Origin of the sequence: Aeromicrobium sp. (assembly GCF_047606445.1) — a bacterium.
Classification (GTDB): Bacteria; Actinomycetota; Actinomycetes; order Propionibacteriales; family Nocardioidaceae; genus Aeromicrobium.
In genome coordinates this window covers 1-21,771 of sequence record NZ_JASGEK010000019.1, presented here as the reverse complement: position 1 = coordinate 21,771, position 21,771 = coordinate 1, and the positions used below count along the sequence as shown (strand labels likewise).

At 71.4% G+C, this 21,771-nt stretch carries 22 protein-coding genes, 1 pseudogene and 1 riboswitch; of the genes and pseudogenes, 8 read left to right on the top strand and 15 right to left on the bottom strand.

From position 1 onward, the window contains the following. Nucleotides 1–35 precede the first annotated feature (35 nt). Entirely contained in the window at nt 36–2,642 is a 2,607-nt protein-coding gene (locus tag QM621_RS05165) for a DEAD/DEAH box helicase (RefSeq protein ID WP_414989292.1), read from the top strand. Between the two features lie 3 nt (nt 2,643–2,645). On the opposite strand, the gene QM621_RS05160 is transcribed toward QM621_RS05165, so the two are convergent. Next, entirely contained in the window at nt 2,646–3,947 is a 1,302-nt protein-coding gene (locus QM621_RS05160) for a lipase family alpha/beta hydrolase (protein WP_414989291.1), read from the bottom strand. A gap of 85 nt (nt 3,948–4,032) precedes the next feature. Here QM621_RS05160 and QM621_RS05155 point away from each other — a divergent pair, with 85 nt between their 5' ends. Next, on the top strand, nt 4,033–4,968 hold the full coding sequence (locus QM621_RS05155) for a DUF808 domain-containing protein (RefSeq protein WP_414989290.1): 936 nt from the start codon (nt 4,033–4,035) through the stop codon (nt 4,966–4,968). A gap of 8 nt (nt 4,969–4,976) precedes the next feature. Here the strand turns inward: QM621_RS05155 and QM621_RS05150 are convergent, their stop codons facing one another. Beyond that, entirely contained in the window at nt 4,977–5,597 is a 621-nt protein-coding gene (locus QM621_RS05150; RefSeq protein ID WP_414989289.1) for an L-threonylcarbamoyladenylate synthase, read from the bottom strand. 157 nt (nt 5,598–5,754) lie between these two features. On the opposite strand from QM621_RS05150, the gene QM621_RS05145 reads away from it, so the two are divergent. Genes QM621_RS05145 through cobA form a run of 4 tightly spaced genes read left to right on the top strand, consistent with a single transcriptional unit; the run spans nt 5,755 to nt 9,943 of the window. Continuing rightward, nucleotides 5,755–6,552: a phosphoadenylyl-sulfate reductase gene (locus QM621_RS05145; RefSeq protein WP_414989288.1), complete on the top strand. Its 798-nt coding sequence runs from the start codon at nt 5,755–5,757 to the stop codon at nt 6,550–6,552. Nucleotides 6,553–6,565: 13 nt separating this feature from the next. Then, nucleotides 6,566–7,474, top strand: a complete 909-nt coding sequence (cysD, locus tag QM621_RS05140; RefSeq protein WP_414989287.1) for a sulfate adenylyltransferase subunit CysD — start codon at nt 6,566–6,568, stop codon at nt 7,472–7,474. After that, a complete protein-coding gene (locus tag QM621_RS05135; RefSeq protein WP_414989286.1) occupies nt 7,474–8,751 on the top strand; it encodes a sulfate adenylyltransferase subunit 1 in 1,278 nt (425 codons plus the stop codon). Before cysD ends, QM621_RS05135 begins: the two co-directional genes overlap by 1 nt. Before the next feature lies 1 nt (nt 8,752). After that, nucleotides 8,753–9,943 (top strand): uroporphyrinogen-III C-methyltransferase, encoded by a 1,191-nt coding sequence (gene cobA, locus QM621_RS05130; protein WP_414989285.1) that lies wholly within the window; start codon nt 8,753–8,755, stop codon nt 9,941–9,943. Between the two features lie 100 nt (nt 9,944–10,043). Here the strand turns inward: cobA and QM621_RS05125 are convergent, their stop codons facing one another. Beyond that, nucleotides 10,044–10,436 carry a hypothetical protein gene (locus tag QM621_RS05125; RefSeq protein WP_414989284.1) on the bottom strand — a complete coding sequence of 131 codons (393 nt, stop codon included), beginning with the start codon at nt 10,434–10,436 and terminating at the stop codon, nt 10,044–10,046. Beyond that, complete coding sequence (locus tag QM621_RS05120) at nt 10,429–10,797, bottom strand: hypothetical protein (RefSeq protein WP_414989283.1); 369 nt, start codon at nt 10,795–10,797, stop codon at nt 10,429–10,431. Before QM621_RS05120 ends, QM621_RS05125 begins: the two co-directional genes overlap by 8 nt. A 74-nt stretch (nt 10,798–10,871) precedes the next feature. Here QM621_RS05120 and QM621_RS05115 point away from each other — a divergent pair, with 74 nt between their 5' ends. Continuing rightward, nucleotides 10,872–11,675, top strand: coding sequence for an alpha/beta fold hydrolase (locus tag QM621_RS05115; protein ID WP_414989282.1), 804 nt, complete (start codon nt 10,872–10,874; stop codon nt 11,673–11,675). An 8-nt stretch (nt 11,676–11,683) separates the two neighbouring features. On the opposite strand, the gene gcvP is transcribed toward QM621_RS05115, so the two are convergent. From gcvP to QM621_RS05060, 11 genes are all read right to left on the bottom strand, one after another. Further along, on the bottom strand, nt 11,684–14,512 hold the full coding sequence (gcvP, locus tag QM621_RS05110) for an aminomethyl-transferring glycine dehydrogenase (protein ID WP_414989281.1): 2,829 nt from the start codon (nt 14,510–14,512) through the stop codon (nt 11,684–11,686). A 63-nt stretch (nt 14,513–14,575) separates the two neighbouring features. Next, a riboswitch (glycine riboswitch) is annotated at nt 14,576–14,668 on the bottom strand. A gap of 24 nt (nt 14,669–14,692) precedes the next feature. Beyond that, nucleotides 14,693–16,186, bottom strand: coding sequence for a vWA domain-containing protein (locus QM621_RS05105; protein WP_414989280.1), 1,494 nt, complete (start codon nt 16,184–16,186; stop codon nt 14,693–14,695). 109 nt (nt 16,187–16,295) lie between these two features. Next, nucleotides 16,296–16,856 (bottom strand): MerR family transcriptional regulator, encoded by a 561-nt coding sequence (locus QM621_RS05100; RefSeq protein WP_414989279.1) that lies wholly within the window; start codon nt 16,854–16,856, stop codon nt 16,296–16,298. A gap of 83 nt (nt 16,857–16,939) precedes the next feature. Next, entirely contained in the window at nt 16,940–17,404 is a 465-nt protein-coding gene (locus tag QM621_RS05095; RefSeq protein ID WP_414989278.1) for a bifunctional nuclease family protein, read from the bottom strand. Nucleotides 17,405–17,407: 3 nt separating this feature from the next. Next, nucleotides 17,408–18,112, bottom strand: a complete 705-nt coding sequence (locus QM621_RS05090; protein WP_414989277.1) for a MerR family transcriptional regulator — start codon at nt 18,110–18,112, stop codon at nt 17,408–17,410. Beyond that, complete coding sequence (locus QM621_RS05085; protein WP_414989276.1) at nt 18,109–18,552, bottom strand: FHA domain-containing protein; 444 nt, start codon at nt 18,550–18,552, stop codon at nt 18,109–18,111. The genes QM621_RS05090 and QM621_RS05085 overlap by 4 nt, the downstream gene beginning before the upstream one ends. Before the next feature lie 88 nt (nt 18,553–18,640). Continuing rightward, on the bottom strand, nt 18,641–19,015 hold the full coding sequence (gene gcvH, locus QM621_RS05080; RefSeq protein ID WP_414989275.1) for a glycine cleavage system protein GcvH: 375 nt from the start codon (nt 19,013–19,015) through the stop codon (nt 18,641–18,643). Between the two features lie 19 nt (nt 19,016–19,034). Then, nucleotides 19,035–19,766, bottom strand: a complete 732-nt coding sequence (locus QM621_RS05075) for a DUF881 domain-containing protein (RefSeq protein ID WP_414989274.1) — start codon at nt 19,764–19,766, stop codon at nt 19,035–19,037. Further along, complete coding sequence (locus QM621_RS05070; protein WP_414989273.1) at nt 19,759–20,091, bottom strand: small basic family protein; 333 nt, start codon at nt 20,089–20,091, stop codon at nt 19,759–19,761. Before QM621_RS05070 ends, QM621_RS05075 begins: the two co-directional genes overlap by 8 nt. Further along, on the bottom strand, nt 20,088–20,909 hold the full coding sequence (locus tag QM621_RS05065) for a DUF881 domain-containing protein (RefSeq protein ID WP_414989272.1): 822 nt from the start codon (nt 20,907–20,909) through the stop codon (nt 20,088–20,090). The genes QM621_RS05070 and QM621_RS05065 overlap by 4 nt, the downstream gene beginning before the upstream one ends. A gap of 6 nt (nt 20,910–20,915) precedes the next feature. After that, entirely contained in the window at nt 20,916–21,545 is a 630-nt protein-coding gene (locus QM621_RS05060; RefSeq protein WP_414989271.1) for a CDP-alcohol phosphatidyltransferase family protein, read from the bottom strand. A 74-nt stretch (nt 21,546–21,619) separates the two neighbouring features. Between QM621_RS05060 and QM621_RS05055 the strand changes: the two are divergent. Beyond that, nucleotides 21,620–21,771, top strand: a pseudogene (locus QM621_RS05055) (superoxide dismutase); the annotation flags it as partial.

Sequence of the window (21,771 nt, the reverse complement as noted above, 5' to 3'; positions counted from 1 at the left end):
GAAGGACGACGCAGGCCCTTTGCGATGATGGTTCGATGACCACTCGCACCGATGTGACGCCGCTGCTGCGCCACCCGGTGCGATTCGAGGTCGGCGAGGAGCCGTCGACCTCGTATTTCGTCGTCGAGGCGCCCGACGGCGAACGCCATCTCACCGCCTTCGACGCGGTCGGGCCGCTCAGCCAGGGCATCCGCCTGGTCAACGCGCACGCGTCGGTGCGCGCGTGGGCGACGCCGGCGATCCTCGCGCTACGGCTGATGACCACCGGGCATCTGGCCGCTCCCCCCGGCACGACCGTCGACCAGCTCCGCACGGCGGGCGCGGCCATCGGCCCCGACCCCGGCAGCGGCCAGCGCGCGGTCTTCGCCTTCCTCGACGCCCTCGCCGTCGACGCGCCCGAGGTCGCCACGACGCCCCGGGCTCCGGCGGCCGTGCGCGTCCCGGCCCGTCAGCCGGAGACGCAGTTCTCCTACGTCTTCGAGGTGGCCTTCCTCGACATCCCCACCGAGGCCGAGTCGGCGGTGGTGCGCCTGCGGGTCGTCCCCCGCGCCCGGGCGGCCGCGCCCTTCGACGCCTCCGAGCTGTCCGTCGGCCCGGAACGCCCCATCGTGCTCGACGCCCGCGAGCCGACTGCGGCGATGCTGGAGCGGGTCGCCCGCTGGTGGGCGCCGGCCGCCCGACTCGCCGAGCCGCACACGCGCGGCGGGGTGACGGTCAGCGCCGACGAGCTGGCCGAGCTGGGCGGGAGCCGGCTCACCAGCGCGCTGCTCGCCAACCGCGCCGAGGTCCGCTGGCCGGAGTCGCTGATCCGCGAGCTCGACACCCGCGCGACGCTGCGCGGCGCCGACTCCGAGGAGCGTGCCCGCACCGGCCACGACCGCCCGGCGGCCTTCACCCAGCAGCAGCTGTTCCGCTTCGACTGGCAGGTGGCCGTCGACGGCCAGGCGCTCACCCGCGAGGAGGTGGAGCGGCTCGCCCGCGAGCACCGGCCCGTCGTGCGGATGCGCGACTCCTGGCTGATGGTCGACCGCGCCACCCTGCACCGGGCGCTGAACGCCTCGACCGCCCGGATCGACGCCGCCGAGGCGCTGCGCGCGGTCGTCACCGGCGAGCTGATGGTGGACGGCCATCGCACCCAGGTGGAGACCGTCGGCTGGCTCGACGACGTGCGCCGACGCCTCGCCGGACTCGACGCGGGCAAGCTCGCCACCGCCCAGCCGTCCGGCCTGCACGGCACGCTGCGCGACTACCAGCAGGGCGGCGTGCGCTGGATGAGCCAGCTGGCCGAACTCGGCCTCGGCGGCTGCCTCGCCGACGACATGGGCCTGGGCAAGACGGTCATGCTGATCGCGCTGCATCTGCACCGCGCGGAACAGGCGGCGGCCGAGGGCGGCCGGTCCGGCCCGACGCTCGTGGTCTGCCCGGCCTCGGTCGTCGGCAACTGGGAGCGGGAGATCCGACGGTTCGCCCCCGATGTCGACGTCCACCGGTTCCACGGCCCCGGACGCTCGCTGGCGGGCGTCGAGAGCGGCATCGTCGTCACGACCTACGCCACGATGGTCGGCTCCGCCGCCGACTTGCGCGAGATCGGTTGGGAGCTGGTGGTCGCCGACGAGGCGCAGAACGTCAAGAACCCCCGCACCAAGGCCGCCCGGGTGCTGCGCAGCCTCACCGGCCGCGCCCGGATCGCGCTCACCGGCACGCCGGTCGAGAACCATCTCGGCGAGCTGTGGGCGATCCTCGACTGGACCACGCCGGGCCTGCTCGGCTCGCTGCAGGAGTTCCGTTCGTCGTGGTCGCGGCCGATCGAGTCCGGCCGCGACCCGCATCGCGCCGAGGAACTGGCCGCGCTGGTGCGCCCGTTCGTGCTGCGTCGGCGCAAGTCCGATCCGGGGATCGCCCCGGAGCTGCCGCCGAAGATCGAGACGGACTACCGCGCGAGCCTGACCCGCGAGCAGATCGGCCTGTACGAGGCGGCGGTGCGCGAGCAGATGGCGCAGATCGAGCAGGCCGAGGGCATGAGGCGCCGCCAGTTGGTGATCACGCTGCTCACCCGGCTCAAACAGATCTGCAACCATCCGGCGCACTTCCTGCGCGAGTCTGAGGGGCGGCTCGACGGACGCTCGGGCAAGCTGACGGTCTTCGACGACCTGGTCGAGGAGATCCTCGACGAGAACGGCGCCGTCCTGGTGTTCACGCAGTACACCGCGATGGGCCGTCTGCTGACCCGGCTGCTGACCGAGCGCGGCATCGCGCACCGCTTCCTGCACGGCGGCACCGGGGTGCGGCAGCGCGAGCGCATGGTGGCCGACTTCGACGCCGGCGGGTTCGACGTGTTCGTGCTGTCGCTCAAGGCGGCCGGCACCGGCCTCAACCTGACCCGCGCCGACCACGTGATCCACTACGACCGCTGGTGGAATCCGGCCGTCGAGGACCAGGCCACCGACCGGGCCCACCGCATCGGCCAGACCAAGACCGTGCAGGTGCATCGGCTGGTCAGCGAGGGCACGGTCGAGGAGTCGATCGCCGAGTTGATCGCCAGCAAGCGGCTCATCGCCGACTCGGTCGTCAACGCCGACGAGACCGCCCTGACCGAGCTCAGCGACGCCGACCTCGACCAGCTGGTGCGGCTACGCCGCTGAGCGTCAGGTCCGACGGCCGAGCAGGCGTCCGGCCGACCAGCACTGGACGCCGACGGCGAGGGCGGCCGCCGCGGCCAAGGCCAGCGTGAGGGTGAGCGGCGCGCCCGTGGACGGCAGGGCGTCGCTCGCCGCGCCCGCGACGCCACCGCCGCCGCCGAGCCCGCGCGACGTCTCCCCCGCCGACGACGTCGCCGCCTGCACGGTCGCACCGTCCGCGTCGTCGTCCGGCGTCTCCTCCGCAGGCTCCTCCGACTCCGGGCAGCCGTCGGCGAACACGTAACAGCGCAGCGCCGGCTCCTCGGTGGCCGCGGGCGCGCCCGCGAAGTTGAGCGGCAGGGGCACCGAGAGGACGTGCGGCAGGGCGGCCAGGACGCTCAGCGCCTCCAGCGCCTCGTCCGACGTCAGGCCCGGCATGACGACGTCGAGGCAGGTGGACAACGGGTCGATGCGGCCGGGGTCGGCCGGCCCGTCGTTGTCCAGCGCGTCCATGACCACCGCGTAGGCGACCGGGTCGACGGTGCCGACCGCAAGATGCTCGTACAGGTACTGCGTCGGCAACGGGTCGCAGACGTCCTGCGTGGCGACGTTCGAGATCCGTCCCTCGCCCGTCGTCAGCGACGACATCTGCTCCGGCGGGGCGACCACCTCGTCGGTGAGGGAGTAGACCGACGTGTAGTCGATGCCCTCGAAGGTCTGCGGACCGGCGTTGAGCGCCGCCACGAAGTTCGACGTCGACCGCTGCTGCCACACCGCCTCGCTGCACGTGTACACCTCGCTGCAGAGCGGGTCGATCAGGGCGGTGCCGTTGTGCGGGGCGCCCATGCCGATCTGCTCGTCGACCATCGTTCGGGTGTCGGGCCAGAAGCGCAGCGACCAACGTGGGCTCATGCCGCCCTGGCTGTGGCCGAGGACCGCGATCTTGCGCCCCGCCGTCTCGTACGTCTCACGGATGCCGTAGGTGATGTACTCGGCCGACGTCTGGATGTCGCCCAGGGCCTGCAGCGGCAGGGTGACCGTGCAGTAGGAGCGGCCCTCGTCGCGGAAGACCTTGCCGTAGTTCCACTCGAAGGTCTGGTCGGGCGTGGCGCCGGTCGGCGGAACGAACAGCACCGGCTTGAGGTCGGAGGTGAAGTCGCCGGTGCATTTCAGCGACGCCGCGAGGTCGGCTTCGGGCACCGTCAGCTCCGGGCCGGGACGGTCCAGCGGCGCGTACTCGGGGTCGGCGGCGACCGCCGGAGCCGACCACAGACCGATGGACAACATCATGACCGCGAACGCCGTCAGCCCCCTGTGCCTCTTCCTCACCAGAGCACTGTAACTCACCTCACACCCGGATGAGCGTCTACGCTGTTCCCGTGATCGAGATGCTCGCGACCTGGGACAAGAACCGATGAGCGGCGGCCTGGTCGCCCTGCTCGACGACGTCGCCGCGCTGGCGAAGCTCGCTGCGGCGTCGGTCGACGACGTGGGCGCAGCGGCCGGGCGCGCGAGCGCGAAGGCGGCGGGCGTGGTCGTCGACGACGCCGCGGTCACCCCGCGCTACGTCGACGGCCTCGATCCGCAGCGCGAGCTGTCGATCATCGGCCGCATCGCCCGCGGGTCGATCGTCAACAAGCTCGTCTTCATCCTGCCCGCGGCGCTGCTGCTGAGCGAGTTCGCGCCCTGGCTGCTCACGCCGATCCTCATGTGCGGCGGCGCGTACCTGTGCTTCGAGGGCGCGGAGAAGATCTGGGAGAAGGTCTCCGGCCACGCGCACACGACCGACGAGCCGGCGAGCGTCTCCGGGCCGGAGCAGGAGAAGGAGGTCGTCTCGGGCGCGGTCCGCACCGACTTCATCCTGTCGGCCGAGATCATGGTCATCGCGCTCAACGAGATCGCCGACGAGCCGCTGGTCTCGCGCGCGATCATCCTCGCGGTCGTGGCGCTGGCGATCACCGCGCTGGTCTACGGGGCGGTCGCACTGATCGTGAAGATGGACGACATCGGCCTGGCGATGGCCGCCCGCTCCTCGGCGCCGTCGCGCAAGGTCGGACGCGGCCTGGTCGCGGGCATGCCGATCGTCCTGGCGACGCTGTCGGTGGTCGGCGTCGCGGCGATGCTGTGGGTCGGCGGCCACATCCTGCTCGTCGGGACCGACGACCTCGGCTGGCACGGCCCGTACGGCCTCGTCCACGACGCCGAGCACGCGGTGCATGAGGCCACGGGCGCGCTCGGCTCCATGCTCGGCTGGCTCGCCAACACCGCCGCCTCCGCCGTCATCGGCCTCACCGTCGGAGCAGTGGTCGTCGTCCTCCTCCACCTCCTCCCCCGCAGGGCCTCCCGCTGAACCTGAGGTCAGGCGAAGAGGGAAGGATCGCCGGCGCCCTCGCGGACCACCTCGGGGACGCCGTCGGAGAAGTCGACGACGGTGGTGGGCTGAGGCGTCACGTCGCCGGAGTCGACGACCGCCTCGACCTCGTGCTCCAACGCCTCCTTGACGCTCCACGCGTCGCTCATCGCCTCGGTCTCGCCGGGCAGGATGAGCGTGCTGGTGAGCAGCGGCTCACCCAGTTCCGCGACGAGCGCGCGCACGACCGTGTGCGTCGGGATGCGCACGCCGACGGTCTTCTTCTTGGCCTGCATCAGCCGCTTCGGCACCTCGCGGGTGGCCGGGAGGATGAACGTGTACGGCCCCGGCGTCGCGGACTTGATCGACCGGAACACCGCGTTGTCGACGTGCACGAACTGGCCGAGCTGCGAGAAGTCGTGGCAGATCAGCGTGAAGTGGTGCTTGTCGTCGACCTGACGGATCGAACGGATGCGGGCGAGGGCGTCGGCGGCGCCGAGCTGCGCGCCGAGCGCGTAGCCGGAGTCGGTCGGCAGCGCGATCAGGCCGCCGTCACGGATCAGGGCGACCGCCTGGTCGACGGCGCGTTGCTGAGGATTGTCCGGGTGGATGTCGATGAAGCGAGCCATGGCCCCGACCCTACCGGCCGGCCCCGCCGAAGCCGACCGGCGATGTGATGCGTGTCACGTGTTCACGTTCCGTGATGCGGACACGCCGTCGGGAAAATGGGTTCGCGCCGCACCCCGACCTACCCTGGACGACAGTCGACATCCCTGGAGTGCGTCTATGGCTGAAGCCACCCTCGCCGAGCGGCGTGAGCGTCAACTGCGCCACGACGCCGAGCACGCCGAACACCTCGCCCGGCGTGACGGCCTGCTCTCCCCGCGCCGCGACGACGCCGAGCTCCAGGCCATCGCCGAGGAGGCCGAGCGCCGCTTCGACCGCGACGACACCACCACCGCCGAGGTGCTCGCCTGGGTCGCCGAGACCTTCGGCCTGCGCACCGCCGTCGCCTGCTCGATGGCCGACGCCGTGCTGCCGGCCGTGGTCGCCGAGCACATCGACTGGGTCGACACGCTCTTCCTCGACACCGGCTACCACTTCGCCGAGACCCTCGGCACCCGCGACGCCGTGGCCTCCTCGATGCGCCTCAACGTCGTCGACGTGACCGCCCTCACGACCGTCGCCGAGCAGGACGCCGAGCACGGCCCGAACCTCCACGAGCGCGACCCCGCCCTGTGCTGCCAGCTGCGCAAGGTCGAGCCGCTGACCCGCACCCTCGGCGGCTACGAGGCCTGGATCACCGGCGTACGCCGCGACGAGGGCCCCACCCGCGCGAACACCCCCTGGGTCGCCTGGGACGCCAAGAACGGCCTGGTCAAGATCAACCCGCTGGCGAACTGGACCTTCGACGAGGTGCTCGACTACGCCCAGACGAACGACATCATCGTCAACCCCCTCGTTTCCGACGGCTACCCGTCGATCGGCTGCCAGCCCTGCACGCGCCGCGTCGCCCCCGGCGAGGACCCGCGCGCCGGACGCTGGGCCGGGTTCAACAAGACCGAGTGCGGCCTGCACACCTGAGACGAAGGAATCCATGACCGTCGACACCCGACGACTCACCCACCTGGAGTGGCTGGAGTCAGAGTCGATCCACATCATCCGCGAGGTGGTCGCCGAGTTCGAGCGGCCCGTGCTGCTGTTCTCCGGCGGCAAGGACTCCGTGGTGATGCTCCACCTCGCCGTCAAGGCCTTCTGGCCGACCCCCGTGCCGTTCCCGGTGCTGCACGTCGACACCGGCCACAACTTCCCCGAGGTGCTGGCCTACCGCGACGCCACCGTCGAGCGGCTCGGCCTGCGCCTGGAGGTCGCGAGCGTGCAGGACTACATCGACGACGGCCGCCTGCGCGAGCGCGCCGACGGCACCCGCAACCCGCTGCAGACCCAGCCGCTGCTCGACGCCATCGAGGGCCACCGCTTCGACGCGGTCTTCGGCGGCGGCCGCCGCGACGAGGAGAAGGCGCGCGCCAAGGAGCGCATCCTCAGCCTGCGCGACGAGTTCGGCCAGTGGGATCCGCGCAACCAGCGCCCCGAGCTGTGGAACCTCTACAACGGCCGCCACACCCCCGGCCAGCACGTGCGCGTGTTCCCGCTGAGCAACTGGACCGAGCTCGACGTCTGGCAGTACATCGGCCGGGAGAAGATCGAGCTGCCGCCGCTGTACTACGCGCACGACCGCGAGGTCTTCGAGCGCGACGGCATGCTGCTGTCGGTCGGCGAGTTCGCGCAGCCGCGTGAGGGCGAGACCGTCGAGACGCGCCGGGTGCGCTACCGCACGGTCGGCGACATGTCCTGCACGGGCGCGGTCGCGTCCGACGCGGTCACCGTCGCCGACGTCATCGCCGAGGTCGCCGCGACCCGCGTCACCGAGCGCGGCGCGACCCGCGCCGACGACCGGATCTCCGAGGCCGCCATGGAGGACCGCAAGAAGGAAGGCTACTTCTGATGAGCACGCTGCTGCGTCTCGCGACGGCCGGCTCGGTCGACGACGGCAAGTCCACCCTCGTCGGGCGGCTGCTGTACGACTCCAAGTCGGTGCTGGCCGACCAGTTCGACGCCGTCGAGCGGGTCAGCCGCGACCGCGGCCTGGAGCAGGCCGACCTCGCGCTGCTGACCGACGGCCTGCGCTCCGAGCGCGAGCAGGGCATCACCATCGACGTCGCCTACCGCTACTTCGCGACGTCCGAGCGATCGTTCATCCTGGCCGACTGCCCCGGCCACGTGCAGTACACCCGCAACACCGTCACCGGCGCGAGCACGGCCGACGTCGTGGTGCTGCTGGTCGACGTGCGCAACGGCCTGGCCGAGCAGACGCGCCGACACCTGGCCGTGTCCTCGCTGCTGCGCGTGCCGCACGTGGTCGTCGTGGTCAACAAGATCGACCTCGTCGACTACGACCAGGCCGCCTACGACGCGGTCGTGGCCGACGTGCAGGAGGCCGCCGGACGGCTCGGCCTGAGCGACGTCACGACGGTGCCGGTGTCGGCGCTGGTCGGCGACAACGTGGTCGACCGCTCCGAGCGCACCCCCTGGTACGACGGCCCGAGTCTGCTCGACCACCTGGAGCGCCTGTCCCCGATGGGCGAGCCGCAGTCCGAGCCGCTGCGCTTCCCGGTGCAGTACGTGATCCGGCCGCAGCAGGCCGCCGGCGACCGGTTCCGCGACTACCGGGGCTACGCCGGCCAGATCGCCTCGGGCCTGGTGCGCGTCGGCGATCCGGTGACGATCCTGCCGGGCGGGCGCACCAGCACGATCGCGGGTATCGACACCGCCGACGGCGAGCTGGAGGAGGCCTTCGCGCCGCAATCGGTCACCCTGCGGCTCGCCGACGACATCGATATCGCGCGCGGCGACGTCATCGTCACCTCGCGCAGCGTCCCGACGGTCACGCAGGACGTCGAGGGCACGGTCGCCTGGCTGTCGGACCGCGAGCTGCGGCCGCGCACGAAGGTGCTGCTCAAGCACGGCACGACGACGGTGCAGGCGATGGCCACCGGCATCGGCGGCCGTCTGGACCTCGACGAGGCGCGGCTGGAACCGGCCGAGCAGCTGGGCCTGAACGACATCGGCCACGTGACGCTGCGGCTCGCCGCGCCGATCCCGGCCGAGGAGTACCTGCACTCGCGGGCCACGGGCGCCTTCCTGCTGATCGACGCCCACGACGGCGCGACGCTGGCCGCGGGCATGGTCGGCGACGCGCTGCTGGCCACGGCCGCGGTCTGACGTGCCCTCGGGCAGTCTGCCGGTCACGCTGCGGCTGACCGGCCGTCGCGTCCTCGTCGTCGGCGGCGGCCGGGTCGCGACGAAGCGGGTCCGGGCGTTCCTCGACGCGGGCGCCGACGTCGTGGTGGTCTCGCCGGAGGCGAGCGAGCCGATCGCGGCGCTGGCGGCCTCGGGCGAGCTCGTCTGGCACGCGCGCGGCTACACGACGAGCGACGTCGACGGGGCCTGGCTGGTCCAGACGGCGACGGGCTCGGCGGTCGACGATCAGGTGGCGGCCGACGCCGAGGAGCGCCGGATCTGGTGCTTCAAGGGCGGCGACCCTGAGGCCGCGACCGCGTGGATGCCCGCCGTGGCGCGCGCCGACGACGTGACGGTGTCGGTGTGCGGGGGCGGCGACGCCGGGCGGGCGAAGCGGCTGCGCGACGAGGTCGCGCTGTCCCTCGACACCGGCGGGCTGCCGTTGCGCCATCGGACCCGCCACCCCGGCGGGCGGGTGGCGCTGATCGGCGGCGGCCCGGGCGACCCCGACCTGTTGAGCGCGCGCGGGCGGCGCCTGTTGGCCGAGGCCGATGTGGTCGTGGTCGACCGGCTCGCTCCCCTGGCGGTGCTCGACAAGCTGGACCCGGACGTCGAGGTGGTCGACGTCGGCAAGCATCCGGACCACCATCCGGTGCCGCAGGAGGAGATCAACCAGATCCTGATCGAGCACGCGCGGACGGGCAAGGTCGTGGCGCGGCTCAAGGGCGGCGACCCGTACGTGTTCGGCCGGGGCGGCGAGGAGCGGCTGGCCTGCGAGGCGGCGGGCGTGCCGGTGGAGGTCGTGCCGGGCGTGACGAGCGCGATCTCGGTCCCGGCGGCGGCGGGTATCCCGGTGACCCATCGCGGCGTCGCGGCGTCGTTCTCGGTGGTCACCGGCCACGATCAGTTGGCCCAGTTACCGGTCGGCGGCGACCACACGATCGTCATGCTGATGGGCGTGCGACGGCTCGCCACGACGACCGCCGAGCTGATCGCCGCGGGCCACTCCCCCGACACCCCGGTCGCGGTGGTCGAGCGCGGCTACGCCCCCGACCAGCGGGTCACCGTCGGCACGCTCGCCGACATCGCCGAGAAGGCCGCCGCCGTCGGCGCGACCTCCCCCGCCGTCACCGTCATCGGCGACGTCGTCCCCCTCTCCCCCCACTGGCCCTGACCAGGTCGCCTTCTTCCCAGATTTGCTGAGTAATCCACCGAATCCCGGCAGGGAAAAGGTGGATAAGCCAGCAAATCTGGGAAGGGCGCGACCCAGAGATTCAGGCGGGCGGTCGGGTGCGACGGAGCCACCAGAGGCCGACGAAGGGCAGGACGAGCGGGATATAGCCGTAGCCGACGCCGAAGCCGCTCCAGACGGTCTGCTCGGGGAAGAGCGCCGCGTCGACCACCGACAGCAGGCCGACGCCGAGCACGCCGACCAGCTCGAAACCGATGGTGCCGAGCGCGAGGCCCCGGCGGTCGGTGGCCAGCGCGTAGGTGGCCGCGACGTAGACCACGCCCGCGACCGCCGACAGCGTGTACGCGACCGGCGCCTCGGACGCCTTGACCGACAGCTGGTAGACCGACCGGGCCGAGGCCGCGAGCGCGAACACCGCGTACACCGCGACGAGCGCCCGCCCGAAACCTGCCGAGGTGGAGGAGTTCTCAGGCATGCCCGGCCTGCCAGATCTGGAGTTCGCGGACGAGGAGGATCGACACGGTCAGCATCGCCACGACCACGACGCCGCTGCCCCACCGCGACTTCTCCGCGATCCCCCACAGCACGGCGGCAGGCGGGATGACCGCCGTCGTGACCAGGTAGGAGATGAACAGGACGCCCTCGACGCCGTCGCCGTCCGGCCCGGCGAGCGCCACCGAGCCCGCGACCAGCAGACCGATCAGCGCGACCTCCAACGCCGCGATCACGTAGAACAGCGGATTGGAGAACGGCCGTTCGGCGACCATGTGCCATGCGGCGTAGGCGGCGGCGCCCAGGGCATAGACCGCCACCGTGTACGCGACGAGCTCGTTCACGCCGTTCCTCTCCGTCGAAGACGCCGTCGGCAGTCTGTCACACGCTGCGGCGGCCATCGGCGATGATAGAGCCCGTGACCTCGACACCTGTCATCCTCATCAGCCCGGCGATGGCCGTCGGCTCGCGCTACTACGGCCCGCTCGTCGCCGCGTTCGAGGAGCGCGGCTGGACGGCGAAGGCGCTCACCCGGCGCGGCTTCGAGAAGGAGCTGCCGAAGGCGTCGCGCGAGGACGACTGGTCCTACGCCGACGAGATCGCCGACCTCGACGCGGCCGTCGCCTACGCCCGCGAGGAGCACCCGGACCGTCCGGTGATCGTGCTGGGCCACAGCCTCGGCGGCCAGGTCGCGGCCGGGCACGCGCTGACCAGCGAACCGGAGCGGCGGCCCGACGGCATCGTCGGCGTCGGCACGTCGACGCCGTTCTTCCGGCGGTATCCGCACGCGGGCCTGCATCTGATCGCCGCGGGCGTCACGGCCTGGCCGCTCACCCTGGTCTTCGGCTATCTGCCCAAGCCGGCGTTCGGCGCGCCCGGCGCCCGCACGCTCATGCGCGAGTGGGCGCGCTGGGCGCTGACCGGGCGGCCGCCGTTCCCCGTCGACGCCACGCTCTCGGTCCCGACGCTGCTCGTCCAACTGGAGGGGGACGCCTACGCGGTGGCGCGCGCCGAGGACCACTACGCCGAGCAGTTCTGCGACCCCTCGCTGACGACCCGCTGGCGCTACACCCGCGCGCTCGCCGGCCCCGACCGCACCACCGACCACGTCCGTTGGGTCCGCGACCCCGAGCCCGTGGTCGACCGCGTCGTCGAGTGGTGGTCCGACGAGGTCGACGCCTACCCGGTGGAGACTCCTCAGGAGGAGTCCGTCACTCCCTGAGCCTCCCCCTACTCCGCGAAGGCCTCGGGGGGCGGGCAGGAGCAGGAGAGGTTGCGGTCGCCGTAGGCCTGGTCGACGCGGGCGACGGGCGGCCAGTACTTGTCGACGGTCGAGCCGGAGGGGAAGACCCCCTCGGCGACCTCGTAGGCGTGGTCCCACTCCAGCAGGTCGTGGGCGGTGTGCGGGGCGTTGACGAGCGGGTTGTCGCCCTCCACGAACTCCCCGGCCGTCACCTGGTCGATCTCCTCGCGGATCGCGAGCATGGCGTCGCAGAAGCGGTCCAGCTCGGCCAGGTCCTCGGACTCGGTCGGCTCGACCATGAACGTGCCCGCGACCGGGAAGCTCATCGTGGGCGCGTGGAAGCCGTAGTCGACGAGCCGTTTGGCGACGTCGTCGACGGTCAGCCCAGCCGCCTTCGTCAGGTCGCGCAGGTCGAGCACGCACTCGTGGGCGACCAGTCCGTCGGCGCCCGCGTACAGCACCGGGTAGGCCTCGCCCAGCCGTTCGGCGATGTAGTTGGCGGCCAGCACCGCCACCGACGTCGCCTTGCGCAGACCGTCGGCGCCCATCAGCGCGATGTAGGCGTACGGGATCGGCAGGATGCCGGCCGACCCGAACGGAGCGGCCGAGACCGGGCCGACGACCCCCTCGCGACGCGCCGGGTCCGGATGGTGCGGATGCGTCGGCAGGAACTCCGCCAGGTGCGCCGCGACCGCCACCGGACCGACGCCCGGACCGCCGCCACCGTGCGGGACGCAGAAGGTCTTGTGCAGGTTCAGATGCGACACGTCGCCGCCGAACTCGCCCGGCCGCGCGTGGCCGACGAGCGCGTTGAGGTTCGCCCCGTCGACGTACACCTGGCCGCCGTGGGCGTGTACGACCTCGCACAGCTCGGTGATGCCGTGCTCGTAGACGCCGTGCGTGGACGGGTAGGTGACCATGACCGCCGCGAGGTCGTCGGCGTGCGTCGCGCACAGCTCGCGCAGGTGGTCGAGGTCGACCTCGCCCTCGTCGGTGGACCTGACCACGACGACCTTCATCCCGGCCATGACCGCCGAGGCGGCGTTGGTTCCGTGCGCCGAGCTGGGGATGAGGCAGACCGTGCGGCCCTCGTCGCCCCGGCTGCGGTGGTAGGCGCGGATGGCGAGCAGTCCGGCCAACTCCCCCTGCGAACCGGCGTTGGGCTGGATCGACACCTTCGCGTAGCCGGTCAAGTCCGCGAGCCATGACTCCAGTTCGTCGATCAGCTCGATGAACCCGGCGGCGTCCTCGGCCGGGACGAAGGGGTGCAGGTCGGCGAAGCCCGGATAGCTGATCGGCTCCATCTCGGCGGTCGCGTTGAGCTTCATGGTGCACGAGCCCAGCGGGATCATGCCCCGGTCGAGGGCGTAGTCGCGCTGGCTGAGCCGGGTGAGATAGCGCAGCATGCGCGTCTCGCTGCGGTGCTCGTGGAAGACCGGGTGGGTGAGGATCGGGTCGGTGCGCAACAGGCCCGGCGGCAGCGCCGAGCCGCCTCCGCCCTTCATCGGGTCGACGCCGAAGGCGGCGAGGACGGCGACGACGTGCTCGCCGGTGGTGGCCTCCGAACAGCTGACGCCCACGTGGTCGGCGTCGACGAGGCGCAGATGCACCCCGCTCTCCCGAGCCCGTCCGACGATCTCGGCGGCGCGGCCGGGCACCCGGGCGGTGACGGTGTCGAAGAAGTGGTCGGCGACCAGCTCGACGCCGCCCTCGCGCAGGCAGCCCGCGATCCCCGCCGCGTGGCCGTGGATCCGCGCGGCGATCTGTCCGAGCCCGTCGGGGCCGTGGTAGACGGCGTACATCGACGCGACGACCGCGAGCAGGACCTGGGCGGTGCAGATGTTGGAGGTGGCCTTCTCCCGGCGGATGTGCTGCTCGCGGGTCTGCAGGGCGAGCCGGTAGGCGGGGCGGCCGTCGGCGTCGACCGAGACGCCGACGAGGCGGCCGGGCAGATGCCGTTCCAGACCGTCGCGCACGGCCATGAAGCCCGCGTGCGGGCCGCCGTAGAACATCGGGACGCCGAAACGCTGCGCCGAGCCGACCACGACGTCGGCGCCCATCGAGCCGGGCGAGGCGATCAGCACCAGGGCCATCGGGTCGGCGACGACGACCGCGAGCCCGTTCGCGGCGTGGGTGGCCTCGATCAGCGGACGCGGGTCGACGATGCCGCCGTCGCTGCGCGGATAGGCGAGGAGCGCGCCCGCGCAGTCGTCGGTGGGCAGGCCGCCGTCGGCCAGGTCGGCTTCGATCAGCTCGATCCCCATCGCCTCGGCCCGGGTCCGCACGACGGCGAGCGTCTGCGGGTGCAGCGCGCTGTCGACCACCACCGGGGCGTCGCCACGACCGCGCACGGCCCGGCGCACGAGCGTCATCGCCTCGGCGGCGGCGGTGGCCTCGTCGAGCAGGGACGAGTTGGCGGTGGGCAGGCCGGTGAGGTCGCCGACCATCGTCTGGAAGTTGAGCAGCGCCTCTAGACGCCCTTGGGAGATCTCCGGCTGATAGGGCGTGTAGGCGGTGTACCAGGCGGGCGACTCCAGCACGCCGCGCCGGATCACCGGCGGCGTGACGGTCGGGTGGTAGCCGGCGCCGATCATCGCCGCGCCGGGGTTATTGCGCTCGGCCAGTTCGCGCAGTCGGGCGAGCACCGCCTGCTCGGTCATCCCGCGACCCGCGATCTGCGAGGGCGCCTCGGTCCGGATGCCGGAGGGGACGGCCGTGTCGACCAGGGCGTCGAGCGAGTCGAAGCCGACCTCGCGGACCATGTGCTCGATCTCGGCGGCGCGCGGGCCGATGTGACGGTCGACGAAGAGGGTCACCGGGGCTCCTGAACCTAGGGTGCTGTTCCGCTCCCCTTCTGTCGGCCGGACCTCCAGAATCGCCTCGTCCGCGCGGTCCGGGCGCCGGAGGGGTCCGGGGAGGAATCGCCCCTTCGGCGCTGCCCTGGCTGGGTCAGTCTCTCCCGCACGGCGTCGTCAGCGCGTCCAGCCTAGCAAGGCTCAGCCGGTGTAGGGGCCGAGGTCCATGGTGCCTTCCTCAAGGCATTCAGTGACGCCGAGCACGCCTGGCGGCCAGCTCAGACTACGCAGTGTGGAACATTCCAACGGTGATTGAGCTCCGCCGTACTCGCTCACCCACGAGCCGGAGGCCTTACTCCAGTTCTGCCGGTCGCCGTCACAGGATCCGGCGAAGCCGTAGGCGAAGCCAGCGGTGCTATAGGCCTCGACCTCCACCATGGCGTCGCAGCCCATCTCAGCGCCAAAGTCTTCCATCTCCGCGAGAAGGTCCAAAAGAAGCTGCTTGAACTCCTCATCGGCTCCCGTCACCCGTTCGACGTCGCTAGGACCAGCGATGTTGATCGGGGGATCGAAGAAGAACTCCTCCACCTCCGGCTCGGGCATACACAGACACAGGATGATCTTGGTGATCTCCCCCGCCACCTCGTCGGTCGACGACGGCGTGAAGGTCACCTCATAGCCCGTCCCCGCGTCGACGTCGAGCGGATAGACGACCGTGCCGTCCTCGGTGACCCGCGACGGTTCGCCCGCCACGCCGTACAGCTCCTCGGCCACCGTGATGTCGTCGCCGACCCCGACACCGTCGATCGTGGTCACCTCGTCACCGTCCGGAACGACCTGGACCAGCACACCGTCGGCGAACACCAGCGTGCAGTCCACATAGACCACCTCCACCGTCCCCGTCGCAGCGACCTCCGCCAACTCCTCGCCCGCCGCCTCAGCGGCGGCGCTTGCCTCCTCCGCCGTCATACCGGGACGCACGCCCCGATACCCCGCCGGCTGCATCGTGCTCTCGGCCCACTCCGGATCCAACACCGCCGGCAACCGTGCCTCCAACTGCGCCGGATTCGCCGCGTCCAACGCCAACCCGCCCGTCTCCTGCGCCATGCAGTCCAACTGCTCCGTCGCCGCCGCGTTGCCCGTCGTCTTGAAACCGACCGTGTGCACGGTGATCCCCTTCAACGTCCGCGCGACCTCGCACGGCTCCTTCCCGAAACCCTGCTGCCCACAATGGTCCTCGCCGTCGGACACGACCACGATCGACCGCTCTCCCTTCTCCGGCAACGCCGCCGCAGCCTCCTCCAACGCCTTCCCCATCGGCGTGAAGCCCTGGGGGACGACCTCGCCGACCGTCGCGACGAACTCCTCCTTGTCGAGCGGGGCCACCTCGATCAGCGTCGAGACGTCCTCGCAGCCGGCCTCCAACTCCGCGTCCGACGTGCCCGTCCCCGTGCCGTAGACGACCAGACCCAGCTCATGGGACTCCGGCAGCGCCTCTGCCAGCGACGTCACCGCCGCCCGAGCCGCCTCGAAACGCACCCCCGGAGCGTCGTCGGCCAACATCGACGCCGACGCGTCCAACACGACCACCGTCGACGTCCCCGGAACCTCCGACCCGGACTCCTCGCCAGCCGCCCGCTTCCCCGTCCCACCGCCGCACGCCGACAACGCCGACAACGCCGACAACACAACCACAACGACAACGACTCTCCGCACCATCCACGACGACATACGAAAAAGCTAGAGGGACGCTCCCCCCCCCGTCAATGGGGAGAACTCCCCTGCGTTGTTCACCTTGCGTTGTTCAGCTCGCGCTGCGGACCGCGCGGCGGGCGGCCAACTCGTCGGACGGGGCCTCCGCGCTGACGGCGCGCTCGCTCGGCAGCTCGTGCAAAGTGCCCCAGACCTCCTTCCAGACACCGCCGATGGCGATGCCGAAGACGCCCTGGCCGCCGCGCAGCAGGTCGATGACCTCGTCGGCCGAGCGGCACTCGTAGACGCTGGCGCCGTCGCTCATCAGCGTGACCTCGGTGAGGTCGTCGGTGCCGCGCTCGCGCAGGTGCTGGACCGCCGTGCGGATCCGCTGCAGCGACACGCCCGCGTCGAGCAGGCTCTTGACGATCCTCAGCAGCAGGATGTCGCGGAAGGAGTACAGCCGATGAGTGCCCGACCCGGTGGCCGAGCGCACGGTCGGCTCGACGAGCCCGGTGCGCGCCCAGTAGTCGAGCTGGCGGTAGGTGATGCCCGCCGCCGCGCACGCGGTGGGGCCGCGAAAGCCCAGATCGTCGGGCATCGCCGCGACGTCGTCGTCGAAAAGCCGTCCCTGGTCGCTGACGTCGTGCTCAGCGGCGCGGGGCTCGGTCATGACAAGGCCTTTCAGGGGCATGAGATTCGACAACCCTCAACCTAAAGTTCAGGTTAAGACTCGTCAAGCACCTCCCCGGCGTGTCAGCGGTCGAAATCCTCTGGAGCCACCTCGTCGAGGAACTCCCGCAACCGCTCGACCTCGGCCTCCTCGTCGGACTCGGGAACGATACCCGCCGCGTCCAGCACCTCCTCGGAGCAGTACACCGGCGCGCCGCACCGCAGCGCCAGCGCGATGCCGTCCGAGGGCCGCGACTCGACCACCACGCCACCCGAGAAACACAACTTCGCGAAGAACACGCCGTCGCGCACGTCGACGACGTCGACCCGCTCCAACACGGCGCCGAACGCCCCGACGATAGAAGCCATCAACTCGTGGGTCAACGGTCGCGGCGCCGGTGTGCCCTGCAGCGCGAAGGCGATGGCCGAGGCCTCCACCGCGCCGATCCAGATCGGGATGTGCCGGGGACCGCTCTTCTCCCGCAACAGCACGAGCGGCTGGTTCGACGGCATGTCGACGCGCACGCCGACGACTTCCACCTCGCGCACGTCTCAGTCCTGCAAGAGCGAGCGCAGGACCAGCGTGTGCAACCGGATCGACCCGGCCGCGAGCTTGGCGGCGGTCTCCTCGGCGGCGGCCCCGCCGCGCGGCCCCATCACCTGGCGGACCAGGTCGGCCTCGCGCTGCGCGGCGCTGCGCACCTGGCGCAGATGGCGCGGCTCGACGCCGAGGTGGGCCAAATCGGCCACCGCGCTGACCACGGCCAGGTCGTCGCCGTCGTAGTAGGTCTGCCGCGGGCGGCGGACGATCAGCCCGTGCGCCTCGATCTCGTCGAGCAGGGCCGCGTCGACCCCCGCGCGTTCGCACAGGTCCTGGCGGGTCAGCCGCTCGCGGCTCGGCTTCTCGGCGAACGTCGTCTCGGTGGGCAGCCCGTCCTCGGCCAAGGCCAGATGGCGGCCCGTCCGCGAGTCGGGCTCGCCGCCGGGGGCGCGGCCGTTGTCCATGTCGTCGAGGACTTGACGGATGTGGCTCAGCGGCCAGAAGGCGTCGCGCTGCTGACGCAGGATGAATCGCAGCCGCTCGACGTCGGCGAAGCTGAACTTGCGGTAGCCCGACGGCGTGCGCTCGGGCTCCAACAGGCCCTCGGACTCGAGGTAGCGGATCTTGGTGATCGTCAGATCGGGAAACTCCGGCCTCAGCTCGTCGAGCACCTTGCCGATGCCGAGCCGTTCGAAAGAGGCGGCGCTCCCCGTCATCCGCGACCTCGGGCAGCGCTGTCGAAGTAGAGCAGCCGGAACTTGCCGAACTGCACCTCGTCGCCGCCGGACAGGGGGACGTCGCGCTCGATGCGGTCGCGGTTCACGTAGGTGCCGTTGAGGCTCGCCTTGTCCGAGACGACATAGGACTCCCCCGCCCGCGTCAACGTCGCGTGACGGCGCGAGACGCTGATGTCGTCGAGGAAGATGTCGGAGGCGGGGTGACGGCCCACCGTGACGCTGTCGGTGTCGAGCAGGAAGCGCGCACCGGCCCCCGGTCCGCGCTGGACCAACAACATCGCCGAGCCGCTCGGGAGCTTCTCGACCGCCGAGAGGTCCTCGGCCGACATCTCCTCGGTGTCGTGCTCGACCGCCGGGACGAGCCCGGTGTGGTCAGGCAGACCCTGAGCGTCGGGCGTTCCCTCGCCTGGCGTCGTCATGTGGCTCACTCCTGCGTACGGCGGGCGCGCGTCGTCTACGCGCCGTTCACCGACCAACCTAACACCCTGGCGGAGCCACCGGAGAAGGTCACGGCGTGATGAGCCCGGCGTACTCCTCGGCGCTCATCAAACCCTCGACGGCGTCCGGCGCGACCCGCACCTTGAACAGCCAGCCCTCTCCGTACGGATCGGTGCCGAAGACCTCGTAGTTGTCGTGCAGGCCGTCGTTGCTCACCACGACCTCGCCGGCCACCGGGCTGAAGACGTCGCTGACCGCTTTGGTCGACTCCAGCTCGCCGACGGTGCTCCCGGCCTCCACCGAGTCACCCGGCTGCGGCAGGTCGGCGTAGACGATCTCGCCGAGCTGCTCCTGCGCGAAGTCGGTGATCCCCACGGTCGCGATGTCGTCGTCGAGACGCACCCACTCGTGCTCGTTGCTGTAGTACAGGTCCTCGGGAATCACAGGCTCGCTCCTCGTCGTGTCACAAATCTCCCTGAGCGTACTCGGGTGCCGCCGCGTCGACCAGCGCCGTGATGGTGATCTCGTCGACGCGCTCGACCGTGAGCGATCCGCCGCGCGCCGCGACCCGGTCGGCGATGCCGCCGCGAAAGCCCATCGCGGGCTCCAAGGTCGCGGGATCGCCGATGGCCTCGACCACATACGGGGCCTCCACCGACTGCCCCGACACCAGCACGTTCGAGTCGGCGTCGTCGGCGAACCACGTCTGGGCGACCACCCGCGCATGACCGTTGACGACGATGGCCTCCGCGCCCGCGTCGCGCAACTCCTGCACCAGGTCGAGCAGCAGCGAGGCGCCCACGCCGCCCTGCTCGTCGGTGATCGTCAGCCGCACGCCCGGCCCGACCGCGCCGACGGCCCCGGCCAGGATCGACAGGTCGTCGAGGCGCCGCTGGGCCTCGGTCCGCGCGGTCTCGGAGGCGTCCGTCGAAGTGCTCAGCTCGTCGCGGGTGGCGGTCAGGTCGGCGATCTGGCCGGTGAGCCTGCCGTTGGTGGCGTCGAGGGTCTTGAGCAGCTCGACCAGTTCGGCGCTGCGGAGATTCTGGTACGTGTCGTCCTCGTCCTGGCCCAGTTGGACGGTGATCGCGAAGGCGAGCAACCCCAGCAGCAACGCAGTCGTCCATCGCGCACGGCGGGCGGGCCGGGCGCGCGACCCCCCGGATTCCTCCCCGCCGCGGGGCTCGGGCTCACGCACGGAAGACCCTCCGGCGGATGGCGGCGGCGTTGGCGAAGATGCGGATGCCCAACACCACGAGCACGCCGGTCGACAGCTGCGACCCGACGCCGAGCTGGTCGCCGAGGAAGACGATGAACGCGGCGATCAGCACATTCGACAGGAAGGAGACCACGAACACCCGGTCGTCGAAGCGACGCTCGCCGAGCGCCCGCAGCGCGCCGACGACGGCGTCGAGGGCCGCGACGATGGCGATGGGCAGGTAGGGCTGGAGAGCCACGGGCACCTCCGGTTGCAGCACCAGCCCGACGCCGACGCCGATCAACAGCCCGAGCACCGGGATCATGGGAGAACTCCTTCTGCCGTCGGCGCCATCGTCGCGCGTCGCACCGAGGTCCGATGCTCCGGGGCCGCCGGGACGGTCACGTCGTCGGCCTCCCGGAGCGTGTAGACGAGGCCGTCCGTCTCCTCGCGCCCCCGCCAGTAGTCGGCCTCCCCGCCAGCCTCGAAGCGGTCGATCATCTGCCGCCGGTCGCCGATCGCCTCGACGACATAGGGCGGTCCGATCGACGAGAAATTGACGGCGATGACGCCGCCTGCGGTGCGCAGCGACGTCAAGGCGCCCCAGCGGTGGCCGTTGACGGCGACCGCCTCGGCGCCGCCGATCCACAGCTCGTTGACCAACGAGCGCAGCTCTCCGTCGGTGACCTCGGCGTCGGACGGCGAGTCGATGGCGATGGTCAGGCCCTCGCCGTGGACGGCGGTGGCTCCGGTGGCGATCTCGACCGCCTGCCGCTCCGGTGTCGCGCCGGGACCGCCGCTGAGCCGATCGACCTCGGCCTCCAGCGCGGCGACCTGGTCCTGCAGTTCGGCTTGGAGCGCCTGGCCGCGCTCGACGTCGGCGGCGAGCGCCTCGCGCGTCTGGCTCCGGGAGGGCTGGTCGAGGTAGTACTGCACGGCGGTGATCGTGACCATCAGCGCGAAGAGCCCCAGCACGGCCGCCGTCGCGACCGTGTTGAGGCCGCGTGAGCGCGAGTACCGGCCCGTGCGGACGACGTAGTAGTCGTCGTCGAGGGCGCGCTCGGCGATCTGGTCGAGCAGGCTGACGGCCTGCCGGCCGTAGGACGGCTCACGCGTCTGGCCGCCGTCGAGCACATCGAGCACAGGGACTCACCCCGCCGCGCGGGCGTCGCTCCCGTCGCGCGACTCAGGATCGACGCGCTCGGTGCTGGCCAGCAGCTTGCGCACTTGGAAGGCGTACAGGATCCCGCCCCACCAGTAGAGGGCGACGCCCCAGATCGTGAAGGCCCAGCCGAAGACGTTCGCGAGGTCGGCGACCACCCCCGTGCCGTCGCCTAGCAACAGCAAGGGGAAGGCGTAGAGCAGGCCGGCGGTGGCCGCTTTGCCGAGGAAGTGCACCGGCAGCGAGCTGTAGCCGCGGGTGCGCAGGAAGGGCACGAGGCTGAACAGGAACACGTCGCGCAGCGGCAGGATCACCGCGAGCCACCACGGGATGATGTCGCGCAGGCTGAGCCCGACGACGACGGCCAGGATGTAGAGGCGGTCGGCGACCGGGTCGAGGATCGCGCCGATCTTGGAGGTCTGTCCGAGCTTGCGGGCCAGCTTGCCGTCGAGGTAGTCGGTGACGCCGGAGACGACCAGCACGACGAGCGCCAGCTCGTCCCATTCCGGCCCCAGCACGAGGTACAAGAACACGGGAATGAGGAGCAGGCGCGCGAAGCTCAGCGCGTTCGGCACCGTCAGCACGCGGTCCTCGGCCCGCTCGTCCTTGGTTCTCATCAGTGCCACCCTAGGCCATCGCCTCCGGTCGTCCGTAAGATGCGAGGAAGACCCGTCTACCTGAGGAGTAACGCGTGGCTGATTACAGCTTGCCCGACCTGAACTACGACTACGGCGCCCTCGACCCCCACATCTCCGGCAAGATCATGGAGCTCCACCACTCCAAACACCACGCCAACTACGTCAACGGACTCAACACCGCGCTGGAGAAGCTCGAAGAAGCCCG